Below are 17806 nucleotides of genomic sequence, written 5' to 3'. Positions count from 1 at the left end.
TCATGATAAAACACTATCTGAAAGTAGCCTTTCGTAATCTGATAAAGTATAAAACACAAAGTCTTGTTAGTATTATCGGATTAGCAGTCGGCTTTACCTGTTTTGCGCTGTCGGTATTATGGATACGTTATGAAATGACGTATGATAATTTTCATGAGGGAGCCGATCGCATTTATCTGGCAGGCAGTAGCTTTCGTCTTTATGGAGACGGATTTACCTATAATTCATCTAGTTTTCTAGCTGATTATTTGGCAAAGAATTGTCCGGAGATAGAGAAAGTATGTCGTATCTTTTATGACTGGAATGAAAAAAAGATTAAGAATGAGGATGTTGAGTTTGTGGTACGACGTATAGAGGTAGATTCAAATTTCATTTCAATGTTCAATATTAAAGTATTGGATGGAGATAACCATCTACAGCTAAAAAAGGATGAAATTGCTATAACAGAAAATACGGCAAAGCGAATATTTGGGAAAGAATCTCCGATAGGTAAACACTTGATTTTAGAGGAAAGTAACGAAGAAAAAATAATCGTTGCAGTTGTAAAGTCATGGGAAGGACACTCTTTGTTTTCATTTGATATATTATTGCCATTTCATGATACAAACCCCAATTGGGGGAACCAACGATGCCAAACGCTTTTTCGTATTTATCCCAACTGTGATATAGAAGCATTGAAACAGAGGTTGTCAGAATATGAAGTACAACAAGATGGCCATAAATATCCAAATTCTACGCTTATTGCTCCATTATCCACATTGCGGAGTAGTCATCCGAGGGAAGATGTGAATGTGAAGTTGAATCATATTTGTCTTTTTGCATGTATTAGCGGTTTGGTTATAATTTGTGGAATATGTAATTATTTAACAATGTTGATAACTCGTATCCGGATGCGTAAACGTGAGTTAGCGTTGAGGAAAGTCAATGGTTCATCAAATGGTGGGTTACTCACTTTACTTCTTACAGAACTTGTCTTATTACTAATTTTATCTTCAGGAATAGGGTTGGTATTGATAGAACTCATCCTGCCGACTTTTAAACGTTTGTCACAAATCAATGAGGGTGCTTCATTTTTTTATATCGAAATATTTGTTTATATACTATCATTGATTGCTGTAACAGTTGGTTTTGCATCTCTGCTTATAAGATATATTAGTAGGCGAACTCTACTTAGTAATATAAACAAGAAATCCAATCTTCATCTCTCCGGCTGGTTTTATAAGAGTAGCATTTTATTTCAGCTGTTTATCGGTATAGGCTTTGTTTTTTGTACTCTGGTAATGATGATGCAACTTCATTTCTTACTAAATACTAGAGAACTTGGAATAGAACGGCATAATGTAGGAGCAGTTGTTTATTGCTCTGAAAATATCCCTTTCAAAGAAATTGTAAGTCAGATACCAGAGGTATCAGAATGTTTGAATGGTTTTCATACACCTATTCCTAAGATGTTTTATTCAATATATAGGGTAAAGGAATGGGATGGAAAGGTCGCTGATAGTGAACAATATATTGAATTGGAAGATGAAACGATTAATCAGGACTATGCCGATTTCTTTGGAGTAGAGGTGTTGAATGGAAGTATGCTGGATGAAAAGGATGGAAAAGATATGGTTGTTATAAATGAAGCTGCTATGAAAGCTTTCGGATGGACACAACCGATTGGAAAGAAAATGGGAAAATTAGGGAAGCAATGTATAGTGAAAGGTGTTATTAAAAATATTTCATATAATGCTCCAATACATCCGGTAGCTCCTGCTATGTTTCATTTACCAGATAGTAGAGACAGAGGAGGTATTATATTCAAAGTAAAAGAGGGAACTTGGAATATTGTTTCTGAAAAGATAAAAGCGGAAGTGAATAAAGTTAATCCAAATGCAGAATTGATGTTGTCTAATATTGAAGAAGTTTACGACGCTTACATGAAATCAGAGAGAACATTGTGCAAACTGTTGAGTGTGGTTTCTGCTATTTGTATATTAATTGCGGTATTTGGTATATTCTCGTTAGTGACTTTATCCTGTCAGCAACGTCGTAAAGAAATAGCTATACGCAAGGTAAATGGAGCCAATATAGGAATAATCTTGAATCTATTCTTTAAAGAATATTTATTTTTACTTGTACTTTCATCGTTCTTTGCTTTTCCGCTAGGATATGCTATGATGAAGCATTGGCTTGAAAATTATATAAAGCAAACACCGATGGAATGGTGGTTATATGCAGTTATATTTATAGGAATGGGCCTTGTCATTTTCTTAAGCATCATCTGGTGCGTGTGGAAAGCCGCCCGGCAAAATCCAGCAGAAGTACTCAAGAGTGAATAAGATAAAATAAAAGTCTGGCACATTGATTTGTGTCAGACTTCATTTTATTCACCCAATAATGAGTGATATATTTTTCGTAGATTATAAAAGATCCAATGCTTTAAATGCCTTAACTAGCTTTTCTACAGCACGGTCTATTTGATCTTTTGTATGAGTAGCCATTAATGCCACACGTACCAAAGTATCTTGCGGTGCACATGCCGGCGGAATAACCGGATTGATGAATACACCTTCATCAAAAGCTAATTTGGTAACCATAAACGTTTTTTCCGTGTCACGTACGTAAAGAGGGATGATAGGTGATTCTGTTGCACCGATTTCAAAGCCAGCTTCACGGAAACGTTTCAATGCATAGTTGGTAGCTTCCCACAATGCTTCAAGTCTTTCCGGTTCATTTTGGATGATGTGGAGAGCTTCGAGAGCAGATGCAGTAGCAGCCGGAGTGTTGGATGCACTGAAAATATAAGTACGTGCGTTGTGACGTAACCAGTTGATGATAGAAGAATCAGCGGCGATAAATCCGCCGATAGAAGCCAGTGACTTACTGAAAGTACCCATAATCAAATCAACCTCGTGAGTCAGACCGAAATGGTCGCAGACGCCACGTCCTTGTTTTCCGAATACGCCCAAGCCGTGAGCTTCGTCTACCATGATAGTAGCGTTGTATTTATGTTTCAAGCGTACGATTTCGGGCAAGTTTGCCAAGTCACCTTCCATAGAGAACACACCGTCCACTATGATTAGTTTCACTGAATCCGGATTGCACTTTTGAAGTTGCTTTTCCAGATCCGCCATATCGTTATGCTTATATTTTAATTGTTGAGAGAAGGAGAGACGACGTCCATCTACGATAGATGCGTGGTCGCGGTCATCGCAAATGATATAATCATTGCGGTCTGTCAAAGCAGGAATAACTCCGGAATTCACCGTAAAACCGGTTGAGAAGCAGAGCGCTTCATCTTTGCCTACAAAGGCAGCCAGTTCTTTTTCCAACTGAACATGCAGGTCAAGCGTACCATTCAAGAAGCGCGAGCCTGCGCAACCGGAACCATATTTATGCATGGCATTGATACCAGCTTCAATCACTCTTTCATCTCCCGTAAGGCCAGTGTATGCATTGGAACCGAACATCAACACTTCGTGTCCGCCCATTTCTACCTCTGTACCCTGCTTTCCTTCTATCTCACGGAAATATGGGTAAACGCCCTGTGCCATAAACTTTTGTGGCAGGTCGTACTTAGCTAACTTCTCTTGTAATAATCCCATGAATTATAATTTATTATACTCATACTCAAATCGTTCGCTGACGATCTTACATCCTTTTATCTTAACAAGTGTTTAAAAACAGGGGGCAAAGATAACAAAATTTGCTTTTATCTGTTCTTTTTAAGAGAAAAAAGTTGCTCTCGTATGATTAGAAACCTCTAATAGATTAAAATTTAAGATATTTATATTACTTTTGTCGTCTACAATCGACAAGAATAGCATGAACGAAAGAATGAAAAAAATAAAATTCGTCGTCAATCCTATTTCGGGAACACAAAGTAAAGAATTGATTCTTAACTTGCTGGACGAAAAAATAGACAAGGCGAGATACTCTTGGGAAGTAGTGTATACGGAAAGAGCCGGTCATGCAGTAGAAATAGCTGCCAAAGCTGCCGAAGAGAAAACAGATATAGTAGTGGCTATTGGTGGGGATGGAACAATCAATGAAATAGCTCGTTCGTTGGTGCATACTGATACCGCGCTGGGAATTATTCCCTGCGGATCGGGCAATGGACTGGCGAGGCATCTGCATATACCGATGGAACCGAAGAGAGCATTGGAAGTGCTGAACGAAGGTTGCATGGATGTGATAGATTATGGTAAGATCAACGGTACGGATTTTTTCTGCACTTGCGGAGTGGGGTTCGACGCGTTTGTCAGTCTGAAGTTTGCGCATGCCGGTAAACGGGGGCTATTGACTTATCTGGAGAAAACCCTGCAGGAAAGTCTTAAATATGAGCCGGAAACGTACGAACTGGAAACGGAAAACGGAGTCTCCAAGTATAAAGCCTTCCTGATTGCCTGCGGAAACGCGTCGCAATATGGAAACAATGCTTATATCGCACCGCAAGCCACTCTGACAGATGGTTTGCTGGATGTGACTATTCTCGAACCGTTCACCGTATTGGACGTTCCTTCATTGGCCTTTCAATTATTCAATAAAACAATCGATCAGAATAGCCGTATCAAGACTTTCCGCTGCAAGCAGTTGTGCATCCGCCGGACTACTCCGGGCGTCGTGCATTTTGATGGTGACCCCATGGAAACGGATGCCAATGTAAATATTCAACTGATTCAAAGAGGATTGCGCGTGGTAGTGCCACGAGCATCGGAAAAGGACGCAGCCAATGTGCTCCAAAGAGCGCAGGAATATATGAATGGCATCAAATTGATGAATGAAGCCATCGTCGACAATATAACAGATAGAAACAAGAAAATATTGAAAAAGCTGACAAAGAAAGTCTGATAAAATAACGGATTACTGACACCGAATTACAAATTATTGCGTACTTTTGCGCAGTTTTGGTTCGATCAAAATAAAAACGCGAGTGATAATCGTTTAAATAAAAAATATATGTTTAGAACGCACACATGTGGAGAACTTAGAATCTCTGATGTAAACAAGCAAGTCACGCTGTCCGGATGGGTACAGCGCAGCCGTAAGATGGGAGGGATGACTTTCATTGACCTTCGCGACCGTTACGGAATTACCCAATTGGTTTTTAATGAAGAAATTAATGCTGAACTCTGTGAACGTGCTAATAAATTGGGACGTGAGTTCGTCATTCAAGTGACAGGAACGGTTAATGAACGTTTCAGCAAGAATGCAAACATTCCTACCGGAGACATTGAAATCATTGTTTCCGAACTGAACGTACTAAATACTGCCATGACTCCTCCGTTCACTATCGAAGATAACACGGATGGGGGTGATGATATCCGCATGAAATACCGTTATCTGGATTTACGCCGTAACGCTGTACGTTCCAATTTGGAACTGCGTCATAAAATGACAATTGAAGTTCGCAAATATCTGGATAGTCTGGGTTTCATCGAAGTGGAAACGCCCGTTTTGATCGGTTCTACTCCTGAAGGCGCACGCGACTTTGTGGTGCCGTCACGTATGAATCCGGGACAGTTCTACGCACTTCCGCAGTCTCCGCAGACCTTGAAACAGTTGTTGATGGTTTCCGGTTTCGACCGTTATTTCCAGATTGCGAAATGTTTCCGCGACGAGGACTTACGTGCCGATCGTCAGCCGGAATTTACACAGATCGACTGTGAAATGAGCTTCGTTGAGCAAGAAGATATTATCACTACTTTCGAAGGAATGGCTAAACATTTGTTTAAGACTCTTCGTGGTGTGGAACTGAATGAACCATTCCAACGTATGTCTTGGGCGGACGCCATGAAATATTATGGTAGCGATAAACCGGATTTGCGTTTCGGCATGAAATTCGTGGAACTGATGGATATCATGAAAGGTCACGGATTCTCTGTATTCGATAATGCGGCTTATGTGGGCGGTATCTGCGCCGAAGGTGCTGCGACTTATACCCGTAAGCAACTGGATGCATTGACCGAATTTGTAAAGAAACCGCAGATTGGTGCGAAAGGAATGGTTTATGCCCGTGTGGAAGCCGACGGAACGGTGAAATCGAGTGTAGATAAATTCTATACGCAGGAGGTGCTCCAGCAAATGAAAGATGCATTCGGAGCTAAACCGGGTGATTTGATTCTGATTCTGTCTGGCGACGATGTAATGAAAACACGTAAACAACTTTGCGAGCTTCGTCTGGAAATGGGTGCTCAACTGGGATTGCGTGATAAAAATAAGTTTGTTTGCCTTTGGGTGATTGACTTCCCGATGTTCGAATGGAGTGAAGAGGAAGGACGCCTGATGGCTATGCATCATCCGTTTACTCATCCGAAAGAGGAAGATATTCCGATGTTGGACACTGATCCGGCAGCTGTACGTGCAGATGCATACGATATGGTAATCAACGGTGTGGAAGTTGGCGGCGGATCTATCCGTATCCACGATGCGAAATTGCAGGCGAAGATGTTCGAGATTCTTGGATTCACTCCGGAGAAGGCAGAGGCACAGTTTGGTTTCCTGATGAATGCCTTTAAGTATGGTGCGCCTCCTCACGGTGGTTTGGCATACGGACTCGACCGTTGGGTGTCTTTGTTTGCAGGATTGGATTCTATACGCGACTGTATTGCGTTCCCGAAAAATAATTCCGGACGTGATGTGATGTTGGACGCACCCTCTGCAATCGACCAGAGCCAGCTTGATGAACTGAATTTGATCGTAGATTTGAAAGAGGGCGAGTGAAAGAATCTGTACGCATATTCCGTTTTATAGTCATCGGTACAATGAACGCTTTGATTATGGCGTTGGTTGTATGGTTAATGATGAAAGAAATGTCATTTGACGGCGACTATATGGTGGCTAATATAACAGCGTATCTGATAGCTCAAATCCATAACTTTCTCTGGTGCAAATACTGGATATTCCCCGTAGAAAATAAAAAGAATAGTATCTGGAAACAGATACTGCTCTTTTGTTCTGCTTTTGCCGTGGCTTACACCGCACAGTTTTTATTTCTTATCTTATTGGTAGAAGGACTGGACATGAATGAATATCTGGCTCAATTTCTGGGATTGTTTATTTATGGAGGAGCTAATTTCCTAGCCAACAAGAAAATAACTTTTCAATGAAATAGTTATTAAATATAATATATAGAAAGGGCACAGAGTTTTAAATTTAGATTTTGACTCTGTGCCCTTCTTATTTCCTTACTGTAGCAGGGACATTTCCCACATAATAAATATAATAGGGACTGTCTGACAAGTCCCTCATTAATAATTTCACCCACGCTATAACTATCTGTAGCGTGGGTGATTTTCAATATTTAGAATTCGTTAGACGGCTCCTTTTTTTTGTTGTGATATTTATAAATATCCTCTCTTATGTCTTTGGGAGTGAACTTTATTGGGGAACTTCTGCATTGAACTTTAATCGAGGAAGCGTTTGGTAAGCCCTTCGTATTCGTCAATCCGGCGATCACGGAGGAAAGGCCACCAGCAGCGGACGTTTTCCGAGCGTTCCATATCTATTTCCACTACCATGTTTTCCGGATGATCGTTTCCGGCTTGTGCCAGGAATTCTCCTTGCGGTCCTGCTACGAAACTGTTTCCCCAAAATAGGATGCCGTTTGTCTGTCCGGAAGGATCGGGCTCGTGTCCTACACGGTTGACGGAGATAACAGGAAGACCATTGGCAACGGCATGGGCACACTGCGAAATAATCCAGGCGTTAAGTTGGCGGGCTTTTTCGTCGTCCGTGTCACTGCTTTCCCAGCCGATGGCAGTAGGATAAATTAAAAGTTCCGCACCTTTCAGTGCCATCAGGCGGGCAGCTTCCGGATACCATTGATCCCAGCATACCAGTACGCCCAGCTTTCCTAAAGAGGTTTGAATGGGTTCAAAACCGATGTCTCCGGGAGTGAAATAGAATTTTTCGTAGTAAGCCGGATCATCGGGAATATGCATTTTCCGGTATTTACCCGCAATGCTTCCGTCGCGGTCGAACACAACAGCGGTGTTATGATATAGTCCGGGGGCACGTTTCTCAAAAAGAGAGGTGACAAGGACTACTTTATTGGCGGCTGCCAACTCGGAATAAAAGCCTGTGGATGGTCCGGGAATGGGTTCAGCCAGATCAAACAGGTTGGTGTTTTCTGTTTGGCAGAAATAAAGTGAATTGTGTAACTCTTGAAGCACAATCAGTTGCGCACCGTGAGCAGCGCAAGCCTCGATACTCTTTGCGAGGTTCATCAGGTTGACCCGAATATCTGCGGTATTGGATTGTTGGATGATTCCGACTTTTATCTTTTTCATGATGAATAATTACTTGGTTGATTCATTCGTTATTTTATAACTCCCAATGGGTATTGCATGGTGACACAATGCAGGGAACCGTGTTGCTTAATCAGGGCACGGCAGTCTATTCCGATTATCTGATGGCCTGGAAATGCTTGTTGTAACACTTCTCTTGCTTTTTGGTCATTTGCCGGCTGATGGTATGTCGGGTAGAGAATCACTTCGTTCATAATCAGGAAGTTGGCGTAAGTTGCGGGTAGGCGTTCGCCGTCTTCTTCGATCTTGTCCGCCATCGGTAAGGCTAACAGGCGATAGGGTTCTCCTGCTAAGGTGCGGAATGTTTTCAGTTGTTCCTCCATTGCGAGTAATGCTTGGTAGTGTTCGTCTTCTTTGTCATCGCATTTTACGTAAGCAATGGTGTCGGTAGAACAGAAACGTGCCAAAGTGTCGATGTGGCTGTCAGTGTCGTCGCCGGCAAGATAGCCGTGGTCTAACCAAAGAACCTTTTGCAGGTGGAAGGTTGATTTCAGGTATTCTTCTATCTCTACTTGGTTCAGTCGCCCGTTCCGCTGGGGAGAAAGCAGACATTCGGAGGTAGTGAGCAGTGTGCCCATTCCGTCGCTTTCGATGGAGCCTCCTTCGAGAACGAAGTCGAGACGGTCTATATACTGGCCTTTCAAGGCTCCGGCTTCTACCGCTTGTTTGGTGATTTGATTATCCAGTTCGGAAGCAAATTTCAGTCCCCAGCCGTTGAATGTAAAGTCGAGCAGGGAAGGGGTGCCGGTGTCTATCATGGTGATGGCTCCGTGGTCGCGTGCCCATGTGTCATTGGTGGCACATTCCAGAAAGCGGACGTTGTTCATGTTGACGGTAGCGGCTATCTGTTTTTTCACTTCTTCCGGTTCGGGGGTGACAATCAATAGTAACTCTCGCTTCGCTATTTCCCTGGCTATGTTTATAAAACACTCTTGCACTTCTGCCAGCATGTATGCCCAGTCTGTACCGGTGTGTGGCCATGTCAACTGTATACCACTCTGCGTATGCCATTCGGCGGGCAAATGAGGTGCTCTCATTTCTACCTGCACGGTCATGTTTTTGCCGAAATTCAACTGCAAATCTTTCTCCGAGCCACTTGGGCTGGGAAGTCCAACCATGATTCCCATTAGACTATTATCTATTTAGTTATTTATAAAATCAGTTTATTGTCTGCGTCAGTCGTCAGTGTGCCTGTTACGCATCATTACGTATTATTATGAATTCGTTTCTTGCTTTGGCTTCCGGTCAAAGAACGGATTCTTAGAAGATGCACTTACAGGAATGGCCATTACCATCTTGCAGTCTTTCAGCCAGTTCAGGCGTTGTGCTGCCAGCCCGGCGGAGAACATCACACGTGTGTCTACACGCAAATCGGCGGCAGTAGCGCAGGCGGAACCTATGGCGATACCTACGTCTATGCTGTTCAATGCGCAGGGAACTCCTTCTGTACGTCCGTCGCAGGTGGTGAAGCCGCAATGACCGCAGTTTAAGCCTTGTGTCTGCTCGCGTGTTCCTATCAATACAACACATTCGGCACTTAAGATGTTGTCGGCATCACGAAGGAAAAATTTCATTCCGTGTTCTTCTACCATAGCTATCATAGTGTCCGATAGTTGTTTAATCTCTTCATCTGTGATTAGGGCCACTTCGATAATATCGATTCCTTTTCCTTTCGGAGCAGTACGCGCAGCCGTCATCATCTGGCGGGCTACTTGTAATACATGCTCATGACGGGCATCTCTTTCGTTCAGTATCATAACTTTTCTTGAATTAATTAGTGAGGCAAAGATAGATCAAAATTGGAAAACTTTACATTAAACGATGAAAGAAAAAAGGGAAAATCGCTTCTTTACACTTTCGTAGTTTACACTTTCACTGTCCGTAACCTTCGCATCGAATATCTCATTTTATCAAAGAGGAAACAGGCTGAGTGCTTACGCTTAAAGTTCATTTTTCAAGGTATGATACTGTCATTTTTGAAAGTAAAACTTATTCTTTCAACTTAAAAGTAAGTCTTAAGGGGTTTTCATCCAACTTAAAGAATGGTACTTGTGACAAGATTAATACAATACCGGAAGAAGCTCGTTTTACGCAATTCTGGTTGATATAATCCCGAGTGATTTCTCCTTTTTTTAATAGTATTTTAATGGCATTTTTGAAATGTTCTATTTCAATTTTACCTGGGTTTCCTTGTGAGGTTATTCTTGTTATTCCTGCCCAATCTACGTTTGTGATTATATTTTCTTTTCCTCGGTTATTATACAAAGTTTTCCCTTTGAGTGGCATAATGTATGTTTCCCAAATGGAATCGAACGTGTATTCCTCATTGGTAAAAAAAATGTTTGAGCTCTTAGATTCTATATCTTGTACTTTTTTGGGGGAGGCTGATGAATAAAGGGTACCTTCTGCTGTTTTGGTTGTTTTGTCAGGATAATCAATTATTTGCAAATCTATTTGTAGACGGTTGGCTACTTCTATAGCATCAGGCATGATTTCTCCATTGGTAACTAAAATAGCTTTATTGCATCCAAAATAATCTTTTGCACCATGTAACTCCATTATCATGCTTCTATTTACTTTTCTAGAGTTTCCGTACATTTTTACTTGAATCGCTATCTTTTCCCTTCCTTTTGTGGCAAAAATATCAATTCCATAATCTCCGCTTTGTGGAGTTAATTCAGTGGTATATCCTTGTTTATTGAATAATTCTCGGATATACTCTTCATATTCTCTTGGTTTCATATAAATAAAATTAGTTTAATGATGAAAGTTATGTTTTCGTTCTTCTATGTGATGTGTCATGTAGTTCTCCAATTCTTTACGTAGCATAAGTGTTAAGGAAATGTTTAACGAACTATTGATTGAATAGAAATAAATCTAATTTCTTTTTCTCATAAATTTTTGAGCAAAATAGATAATTTCAAGAGGTGTCAATCGGTAAATAATTTTATTATCATTTTCTAATACCCAGTTTTGAGTATCAGATTGAAATTTCCATTCCAACTTTAATATATCCTTACCTAAGTTTTCAGCTAATAGTTGCTTTGTCTTATCAAGCACTAGCATTGTCGTCATTTGGCGTATTGCCATAGGTCTAACATAGTCCTTGATTTCCAATACCTTTCCTTTATTATCAAGAACGAATGTAATTTCACCTGATTCTACTTTTAAACCTGTACGTTTGGATTTTATATTATGAACCAATGATACAGCTATAAATGCATCAGGGGCTTCTGATATTTCAAAATATTGGTCAAACACTCCTCTGCTATCAAGAAGTTTTATACAACCGCGAAGTGTGTCTGTTTTTTGCTCCTCCATTTTCAATTTTATGGGATAACGTGCGTCTTGCACAATTAAGATCCATTCAATAGGTTCATGAATGAGAGTATCCGATAATGATACTGCATTGAAAAACTCCTTGATACAGTTTTTTGACCATTCAACTAATTGATGTTGTTCCGTTTGAGAACTTTCCGTATTTTGTCCTAAAACATTTGTTGTAAAACATAAAAGCAGGAATAAAAAAATATACTTTCTCATAAACAATAATATTAAAGCATGACAAATTCTATATCAATAAAAATTGGTAAATAATAGCTTGTACTGTTCCTCTGCACTTTTACTAATAGAGAAATATCCGTAGGAAACTTCTTTAACTTTTCCTTTGGGAGATATTATGAATACGCTGTGCTTTGTTTGCTTATATCCATCTCTTCCTTCTATTATATATTTATGCTCAATACATAATGCTGCGTGTATCCAGTTAGGATGAAAATCAGCAACTTGTTTAATAGAAGAAAATGTAAAATCCAACGCATCAAAGACTTTTCGTTCTAAAGTTAATTTTGTATATAGTGTCCATTCTATAGGAATATATTTTTGTGAGTTATTCAGATTTTCTGAAATATGTTTTCTTACTATATCCTCTCCCCATATTATAAGCTCCTCGTTATTACTATTTCTTAATGGACCTTGTATCATACCTGTAATTTGTTCTATCCCTGTATAATCTTCTCCATCAATACGATTGACAAAATTTGTAATATTCCCTTTTTTGTCAAATTCAATATGTTTACAATAATGAGATTCACAACCTTTTTTATTGATTATTTTGAATGTATGTGAAAGGCGCAATGTATTCCATTCAACGGAAGGTATATGAAAAGTGCTATACGTAGTTGTATGACCTAAATCATCAGTATAACCACTTCCTTCCCATTTTAATGCTATATATTCTTCATTATTGTACAAATTGTTTTTAATATATTCTTTTGTTTTTGCCTTAATCCAGTTTGTCTTTTGTTCTTCACTTGCATTGGGATTGAATTCAGGGAGATAATCTTTCTGAAAAGAAACACCCCAGATGATTAGTAATCCTATTATAACTATGATACTAAATAAAATGAACTTATCAGAATTATTCATGAGAATGAATATGTTTAGATAATAGAATAAAGTATTGCTGTAAATATGATTCCGACTAATGTACCTATCAAAGCAGATTTTGTTTTTCCTTCATGGCGATTCCATGAAGTAAAGCACAAAATCAGACCAATCAGTGGTATTAAGAAGCTGACGAACAGATAACTTAGACTAATTTCGTTATTATTAGATGGGATGTTATTTTGTGAACAACCACAGAATGGACAGTTTGAAGCACTATCTGATATTTGCTTCCCGCAATCTTTACAATAAATTAAGGACATATTTTTACAATTGAGAGTTGTGGAATTTTGTGAATAATTTAGTGTAGGCTCATTACTTTTATCATAAGTAATAAGCTCCTTATAACATTTGGGACATTTGAATATAACGTCCGGTTTAGAAGGAGCTTCTATCACATTCTTACAAAAGGGACATTCAACCATTGAAGAATCAATCTTTTTTATTTCATTATTGTTTTCCATATAATCAAAGTTTATATTATTAAACATCTATTCCTATAAAATTTAAAAACGCAAATATCCAACATAACATGAATAAACAGAATAGTACTGTTAGAATTAAAAAATCTTCATTGTGTTTTTTTACACCAACTTCTTGGGAAAGAAGAATTCTAACTCCAATTTCAGGTTTGGGAATTGCCGAAATTTTTTCCATAAACATCCTATTTATAATATCATTTCGACTCCCTAAAATGAGGTTATACATAAAAAAGAAAGTGTGGAGTCGTCTGTTTATCTATCGGGAGGTTCTGGTAAACCTAAGGAACAAATAAACAATACCCCACACTTGTATAGATATGCGCATAGGTAACACATACGAAAATACAAGTGATGAGTGTTATTGTTATCCCTGTTCCTTTTGAAATTTACCAGATTTCCCGAATAAGGATAAAAGCAAAACACTTTCATCTAATAAAATGTAATGTCATATAATTGCTTATGATGACAGTGCAAATATAGATATATTTTGCAATATAACACTCTAGGGTATTGTTTTTTTAGGTTTAAGTATAGTCTTCGTTTCTTACTCTATCAAATCTATCTCATCATCCATTTCTCTATTCTCATTGTCATATAAATAAGATTCAGGTATATAGTCAGACAAAACCAGTTTTTCATTCTGTGTTTCGTTTTCAATTTCTTCTGCAAGATCAATATTTACGTCAATATCATCGCAGCAGGCATAGTTGTCGCGATATTGTTGATTACGTTTCATTTCTTGCTGAAAAAAACTGCTACCAAATAATGCTTTAAATAGATTCATAGTTTTAATGTTAAACGTTATATTATAAATGTCTTTTTATTGCTTCCTCATAAATTCTCCGTATTCGTTCCCGAAGATGTAACGGTTCAATTACTGTAAGTGAACTACTACGTGAGAGCAATGCCATTACAAAATCATTAGTAATACGAAGGCGTAATCTGATTCGAAATTCCATCTCATTGTCCGTAATGATTTCTTGTGAATGATGCAAAGGAATCGATTTCAAGAAACTACCATCTAATGCACTATAGCTTAGTTCAATATTTTCTACTGGAATATCTGTCTGATTCCAGATGCCGTAGCTGTCTTTAAATAAGTTGTTTGCATCAATATTCATATTCCTTTTGAAGGTTTCCTCATAAAGGATTTGGAGATTGCGGATACAGTCTATATTGAAAGTTTTTAATATGTTGTTGTCATAGGCGAGGAGATACCATCTTTGCTGGTCTTCTTTCAGATAATAAGGTAAGACTTTCTTTTTGCGTACTTTGTCTCCTTCACGTACATAAATATAACTGAATTCTACCGGGTGAAAGAATTTAATGGCTTTTATCAATGCCGGAAGACATTCACTGTCGTTTGGTCGATGATGTTCGGCAAGAACATAGGTGTGTAGGTTGGAAATTTTGTCCAAAGCATTCAATAGGTCGAAGTTTAGCAGAAGCCGTTCGTACTGCTCCTTTTTCAAATCGTCTTCCTCATTGATATAATAACCGTTTTGTTTCTTATCAAAACAGATGCGGATACCAAATAGATCTTCTATATCTTTGAAGTCTCGCTGCAAAGTTCTTATGTCTACAGGTGTTCCATCTCGTTCTTCCATGCGATGTGTCACGTAGTTCTCCAATTCTTTACGTGGCACATACTGTTGAGGTCCTTTTAATTTATTGATAATGACCAGCATTCGTTGCATTCCTTCCCGTTTCTTGCCCATATTTGGTATTAATTTTAATTATCAAGAGCAAAGATAATGTCACGTGACGACAAAACATGTCGTTCTAAGAAAATTTCTAAGAAAACAAAGGGATTTTGATACGTATGCCCTTGTTTTTTTATACTTTTGGTGAAATTTTCAAAAGGTACGATTAAATGCTACATATTGAGAACATTTGTATTGCTTTTGGGACAGAGGTTCTTGTTTCCGGTTTTAATATGAAATTGGAAAGGGGAGAAACTGCCTGTATTGTAGGACAATCTGGCTGTGGAAAGACTTCGTTACTGAATGCGATAATGGGTTTTGTTCCGTTGAAAGAAGGGATAATCAGGATAGGAGGAATGGTACTGGATAAATCGACTATTGATACAGTCAGGCGGCAGATTGCATGGATTCCCCAGGAATTGGCATTGCCTTTCGAATGGGTGAAAGAGATGGTAGCTCTCCCGTTCGGACTGAAAGTGAACCGTTCTGTCCCTTTTTCGGAAGAAAGGCTTTTTGCCTGTTTTGATGAATTGGGACTGGAACATGAATTATATACCAAGAGAGTGAATGAAGTGTCGGGCGGTCAGCGTCAACGCATCATGCTTGCTGTAGCCGCTATGCTCAATAAACCTCTGATTATTATAGACGAACCTACTTCTGCTTTGGATGCCGATTCGACCGGTAGGGTCTTGTCTTTCTTCCGGCGACAGGCGGAAAGGGGAACAGCAGTGCTGGCCGTATCGCATGATAAGGACTTTGCTTCGGGTTGTCATTATTTAATAGAATTGTAACGATTGGAGAGAACTCTAATACGAATCGGATAGAATTGTTAAGAATACACTGTGGGAACGATTGATATATCATATTATAATCTTTTTATAGGCTTGCTTCTGCTTGCCATCCCGTTCTTTTATCTTTGGAAGTTTAAAACGGGACTACTGAAACCTGCCCTGATTGGTACAGTACGGATGATTATCCAACTGTTCTTTATCGGCATGTATCTGAAATATCTCTTTTTATGGAACAATCCCTGGATTAACTTCCTTTGGGTGATAATTATGATATTCGTAGCCGGACAGACAGCACTGGTGCGTACCCAGTTGAAACATCGTATCTTATTAATCCCTATTACGGTAGGATTTCTTTGTAGTGTTGTACTGGTAGGCTTGTACTTTATCGGTATTGTTCTTCAATTGGACAATATATTTAGCGCCCAATACTTTATTCCGATATTCGGTATCCTGATGGGTAATATGCTTTCGAGCAATGTGATAGCTTTGAATACGTATTATAGCGGATTGAAACGTGAGCAACAGTTGTACCGTTATTTACTGGGGAACGGAGCAACAAGGCAGGAAGCGCAGGCTCCATTTATCCGACAGGCCATTATTAAATCCTTCAGTCCGCTGATTGCGAACATTTCCGTGATGGGATTGGTTGCTCTTCCCGGCACAATGATCGGACAAATTCTGGGAGGAAGCAGTCCGAATGTTGCCATCAAGTATCAGATGATGATTATGGTGATTACTTTTACGGCATCTATGCTGTCGCTGATGATTACTATTTCATTGGCTTCTCGCCGATCTTTTGACGCATATGGGAAATTATTAGAGGTAACCAAAGAACCCCGAAAATGACAATTACCGATCAGATATTCCGTAAAGTGGCTGAAACTTCTATTCCGCATTTTTTTATAACAGTGGAGTTTTCGGCATCCGGCACTGAAATGCCGGAACATATCGAATCGTTCCTGCGGGAAAAGCACAAAGTAATTCTTCGTGGAGCCAGCGGGCGTAAATTTATCTATAAAGAAGGAGAGTGGCGGCTTATTTTTACTTTCTTTCCTACCGACAGGGTGGTAGACGAACGGTATGCGCTGAAAAACAAAGTACAGATGAAAAGCGAAAGATAGACGCTAAGACAACGGGGTATCTTTGCTTTTAGCTCCGGTTGTGAGCACATTGATTACTTGCCTTTCAACATTCCCCATAAGCAGCGAAGCTGCACGAATTGTTCTCCGGGTTGCACATACCCGCCTTCAAACATCTTTTCCGACACTTTAAATTTGGAAAGATGATGGCGTATGTACGTCTCTACAGCCGGGGATTGTTTTTTGACGAATGACATCAAATCGACCTTTCCATCTTCACGAATGAGCACATGGGCTTTGATGGTACGAAAGCCGTACTCTTTGCAGTGTTTGGTTTCTGCTTTATCAATCCAGAAGATAGCAGTAGCTTTGACCGTATCTGCCGTGCAATCTTCGGCATTGTCAATTTCTGTAGACTCGGCTACAGCCGTTTCCGTATTATCACTCTTTTTGAGTTGACAGGAGGCCGTCACGACTATCAGCAACAGTAGAGTCAGAATTGTTTTCATCGTATTTATTATTTAGTGGAAGTAAAAATACAGATTTTCAATAAATAACGGAAGTTTTACGCAGAATTTTATAATTAGTTTTTATTCCGGCACTGATTTTTATCCATATTTGTCCGATGAAAACAGGCAAAAGGCAAAAAGAATATACACTCTCTTTGCCTTTTGCCTATTGATAAAACTGAAAAATGAAATCAATTGTTTAATCTGAAACTGATGTAGATATAGTTAGTCGCCCCTTAGAATGTGCTTTTACGCCTAATAATCAACATATTAATATATAAATTGCTTTGATATATCTGCAAGTTTTTGTATCTTTATGGTTGAAAACTTGCAGATTATTATGATAAACAAGACCACCCCTCAGCCCTCCTTGTTCAGCTCTTTGACAGACCAGCTGAATCCCAGGCATCCCTTATACCTGCTTGCCAATAAGATAGACTGGCGCCGTTTTGAAGAAGCTTTCTCCCCGCTATACTGTGCCGTCAACGGTCGTCCGGCCAAA

18 protein-coding genes are annotated in these 17806 nt (G+C 39.3%); 7 read left to right on the top strand and 11 right to left on the bottom strand.

Annotated features, from left to right (window positions below):
• The first annotated feature begins 2 nt into the window (after window positions 1–2).
• On the top strand, window positions 3–2324 hold the full coding sequence (locus BSAG_RS14715; RefSeq protein ID WP_004312890.1) for an ABC transporter permease: 2322 nt from the start codon (window positions 3–5) through the stop codon (window positions 2322–2324).
• Between the two features lie 81 nt (window positions 2325–2405).
• Here the strand turns inward: BSAG_RS14715 and spt are convergent, their stop codons facing one another.
• Complete coding sequence (gene spt, locus BSAG_RS14720) at window positions 2406–3590, bottom strand: serine palmitoyltransferase (RefSeq protein WP_004312889.1); 1185 nt, start codon at window positions 3588–3590, stop codon at window positions 2406–2408.
• Between the two features lie 220 nt (window positions 3591–3810).
• On the opposite strand from spt, the gene BSAG_RS14725 reads away from it, so the two are divergent.
• The 3 genes from BSAG_RS14725 to BSAG_RS14735 all read left to right on the top strand — a co-directional run bounded on the left by BSAG_RS14725 (window position 3811) and on the right by BSAG_RS14735 (window position 7094).
• Entirely contained in the window at window positions 3811–4836 is a 1026-nt protein-coding gene (locus BSAG_RS14725) for a diacylglycerol/lipid kinase family protein (protein ID WP_004312888.1), read from the top strand.
• Between the two features lie 108 nt (window positions 4837–4944).
• On the top strand, window positions 4945–6708 hold the full coding sequence (gene aspS / locus BSAG_RS14730) for an aspartate--tRNA ligase (RefSeq protein ID WP_008017438.1): 1764 nt from the start codon (window positions 4945–4947) through the stop codon (window positions 6706–6708).
• Window positions 6705–7094, top strand: a complete 390-nt coding sequence (locus BSAG_RS14735) for a GtrA family protein (RefSeq protein ID WP_004312886.1) — start codon at window positions 6705–6707, stop codon at window positions 7092–7094. Before aspS ends, BSAG_RS14735 begins: the two co-directional genes overlap by 4 nt.
• Window positions 7095–7391: 297 nt before the next feature.
• Here the strand turns inward: BSAG_RS14735 and BSAG_RS14740 are convergent, their stop codons facing one another.
• The 9 genes from BSAG_RS14740 to BSAG_RS14780 form a co-directional block, all read right to left on the bottom strand.
• Window positions 7392–8276, bottom strand: a complete 885-nt coding sequence (locus tag BSAG_RS14740) for a carbon-nitrogen hydrolase (RefSeq protein WP_004312885.1) — start codon at window positions 8274–8276, stop codon at window positions 7392–7394.
• Window positions 8277–8305: 29 nt separating this feature from the next.
• A complete protein-coding gene (locus BSAG_RS14745) occupies window positions 8306–9421 on the bottom strand; it encodes an agmatine deiminase family protein (protein ID WP_004312884.1) in 1116 nt (371 codons plus the stop codon).
• A gap of 87 nt (window positions 9422–9508) precedes the next feature.
• Entirely contained in the window at window positions 9509–10051 is a 543-nt protein-coding gene (locus BSAG_RS14750; protein ID WP_004312883.1) for a ferredoxin domain-containing protein, read from the bottom strand.
• A 232-nt stretch (window positions 10052–10283) separates the two neighbouring features.
• Window positions 10284–11036, bottom strand: a complete 753-nt coding sequence (locus tag BSAG_RS14755) for a restriction endonuclease (protein ID WP_004312882.1) — start codon at window positions 11034–11036, stop codon at window positions 10284–10286.
• A gap of 135 nt (window positions 11037–11171) precedes the next feature.
• A complete protein-coding gene (locus BSAG_RS14760) occupies window positions 11172–11837 on the bottom strand; it encodes a hypothetical protein (protein ID WP_004312881.1) in 666 nt (221 codons plus the stop codon).
• 33 nt (window positions 11838–11870) lie between these two features.
• The gene (locus BSAG_RS14765) at window positions 11871–12722 is read right to left on the bottom strand and encodes a hypothetical protein (RefSeq protein ID WP_004312880.1); all 852 of its coding nucleotides are present in this window, start codon (window positions 12720–12722) and stop codon (window positions 11871–11873) included.
• A gap of 501 nt (window positions 12723–13223) precedes the next feature.
• Window positions 13224–13397, bottom strand: coding sequence for a hypothetical protein (locus BSAG_RS25235; protein WP_008640217.1), 174 nt, complete (start codon window positions 13395–13397; stop codon window positions 13224–13226).
• Window positions 13398–13766: 369 nt separating this feature from the next.
• Window positions 13767–14006 (bottom strand): hypothetical protein, encoded by a 240-nt coding sequence (locus BSAG_RS14775; RefSeq protein ID WP_004312878.1) that lies wholly within the window; start codon window positions 14004–14006, stop codon window positions 13767–13769.
• 22 nt (window positions 14007–14028) lie between these two features.
• The gene (locus tag BSAG_RS14780) at window positions 14029–14940 is read right to left on the bottom strand and encodes a helix-turn-helix transcriptional regulator (protein ID WP_004312877.1); all 912 of its coding nucleotides are present in this window, start codon (window positions 14938–14940) and stop codon (window positions 14029–14031) included.
• Window positions 14941–15095: 155 nt separating this feature from the next.
• On the opposite strand from BSAG_RS14780, the gene BSAG_RS14785 reads away from it, so the two are divergent.
• The 3 genes from BSAG_RS14785 to BSAG_RS14795 are packed head-to-tail and all read left to right on the top strand — an operon-like array spanning window position 15096 to window position 16837.
• Window positions 15096–15716 (top strand): ATP-binding cassette domain-containing protein, encoded by a 621-nt coding sequence (locus BSAG_RS14785; RefSeq protein ID WP_004312876.1) that lies wholly within the window; start codon window positions 15096–15098, stop codon window positions 15714–15716.
• Between the two features lie 51 nt (window positions 15717–15767).
• The gene (locus BSAG_RS14790; protein WP_004312875.1) at window positions 15768–16562 is read left to right on the top strand and encodes an ABC transporter permease; all 795 of its coding nucleotides are present in this window, start codon (window positions 15768–15770) and stop codon (window positions 16560–16562) included.
• Window positions 16559–16837 carry a hypothetical protein gene (locus BSAG_RS14795; protein ID WP_004312874.1) on the top strand — a complete coding sequence of 93 codons (279 nt, stop codon included), beginning with the start codon at window positions 16559–16561 and terminating at the stop codon, window positions 16835–16837. Before BSAG_RS14790 ends, BSAG_RS14795 begins: the two co-directional genes overlap by 4 nt.
• Before the next feature lie 53 nt (window positions 16838–16890).
• On the opposite strand, the gene BSAG_RS14800 is transcribed toward BSAG_RS14795, so the two are convergent.
• Complete coding sequence (locus BSAG_RS14800; RefSeq protein ID WP_004312873.1) at window positions 16891–17304, bottom strand: DUF4891 domain-containing protein; 414 nt, start codon at window positions 17302–17304, stop codon at window positions 16891–16893.
• Window positions 17305–17806 lie beyond the last annotated feature (502 nt).

The organism is Bacteroides sp. D1, from assembly GCF_000157095.2.
GTDB lineage: Bacteria > Bacteroidota > Bacteroidia > Bacteroidales > Bacteroidaceae > Bacteroides > Bacteroides xylanisolvens.
The sequence above is the reverse complement of the archived record's forward strand: the minus strand, read 5'-3'. Positions and strand labels throughout refer to the sequence as shown.

Excerpts from the sequence above, each read along its gene's own strand:
- BSAG_RS14755 (WP_004312882.1), bottom strand. The coding sequence starts at position 11,036 with ATGAAACCAAGAGAATATGAAGAGTATATCCGAGAATTATTCAATAAA.
- BSAG_RS14765 (WP_004312880.1), bottom strand. The coding sequence starts at position 12,722 with ATGAATAATTCTGATAAGTTCATTTTATTTAGTATCATAGTTATAATA.
- spt (WP_004312889.1), bottom strand. The coding sequence starts at position 3,590 with ATGGGATTATTACAAGAGAAGTTAGCTAAGTACGACCTGCCACAAAAG.
- BSAG_RS14740 (WP_004312885.1), bottom strand. The coding sequence starts at position 8,276 with ATGAAAAAGATAAAAGTCGGAATCATCCAACAATCCAATACCGCAGAT.
- BSAG_RS14750 (WP_004312883.1), bottom strand. The coding sequence starts at position 10,051 with ATGATACTGAACGAAAGAGATGCCCGTCATGAGCATGTATTACAAGTA.
- BSAG_RS14785 (WP_004312876.1), top strand. The coding sequence starts at position 15,096 with ATGCTACATATTGAGAACATTTGTATTGCTTTTGGGACAGAGGTTCTT.
- BSAG_RS14745 (WP_004312884.1), bottom strand. The coding sequence starts at position 9,421 with ATGGGAATCATGGTTGGACTTCCCAGCCCAAGTGGCTCGGAGAAAGAT.
- BSAG_RS14775 (WP_004312878.1), bottom strand. The coding sequence starts at position 14,006 with ATGAATCTATTTAAAGCATTATTTGGTAGCAGTTTTTTTCAGCAAGAA.
- BSAG_RS25235 (WP_008640217.1), bottom strand. The coding sequence starts at position 13,397 with ATGGAAAAAATTTCGGCAATTCCCAAACCTGAAATTGGAGTTAGAATT.
- BSAG_RS14800 (WP_004312873.1), bottom strand. The coding sequence starts at position 17,304 with ATGAAAACAATTCTGACTCTACTGTTGCTGATAGTCGTGACGGCCTCC.
- aspS (WP_008017438.1), top strand. The coding sequence starts at position 4,945 with ATGTTTAGAACGCACACATGTGGAGAACTTAGAATCTCTGATGTAAAC.
- BSAG_RS14760 (WP_004312881.1), bottom strand. The coding sequence starts at position 11,837 with ATGAGAAAGTATATTTTTTTATTCCTGCTTTTATGTTTTACAACAAAT.
- BSAG_RS14715 (WP_004312890.1), top strand. The coding sequence starts at position 3 with ATGATAAAACACTATCTGAAAGTAGCCTTTCGTAATCTGATAAAGTAT.
- BSAG_RS14780 (WP_004312877.1), bottom strand. The coding sequence starts at position 14,940 with ATGGGCAAGAAACGGGAAGGAATGCAACGAATGCTGGTCATTATCAAT.
- BSAG_RS14795 (WP_004312874.1), top strand. The coding sequence starts at position 16,559 with ATGACAATTACCGATCAGATATTCCGTAAAGTGGCTGAAACTTCTATT.
- BSAG_RS14725 (WP_004312888.1), top strand. The coding sequence starts at position 3,811 with ATGAACGAAAGAATGAAAAAAATAAAATTCGTCGTCAATCCTATTTCG.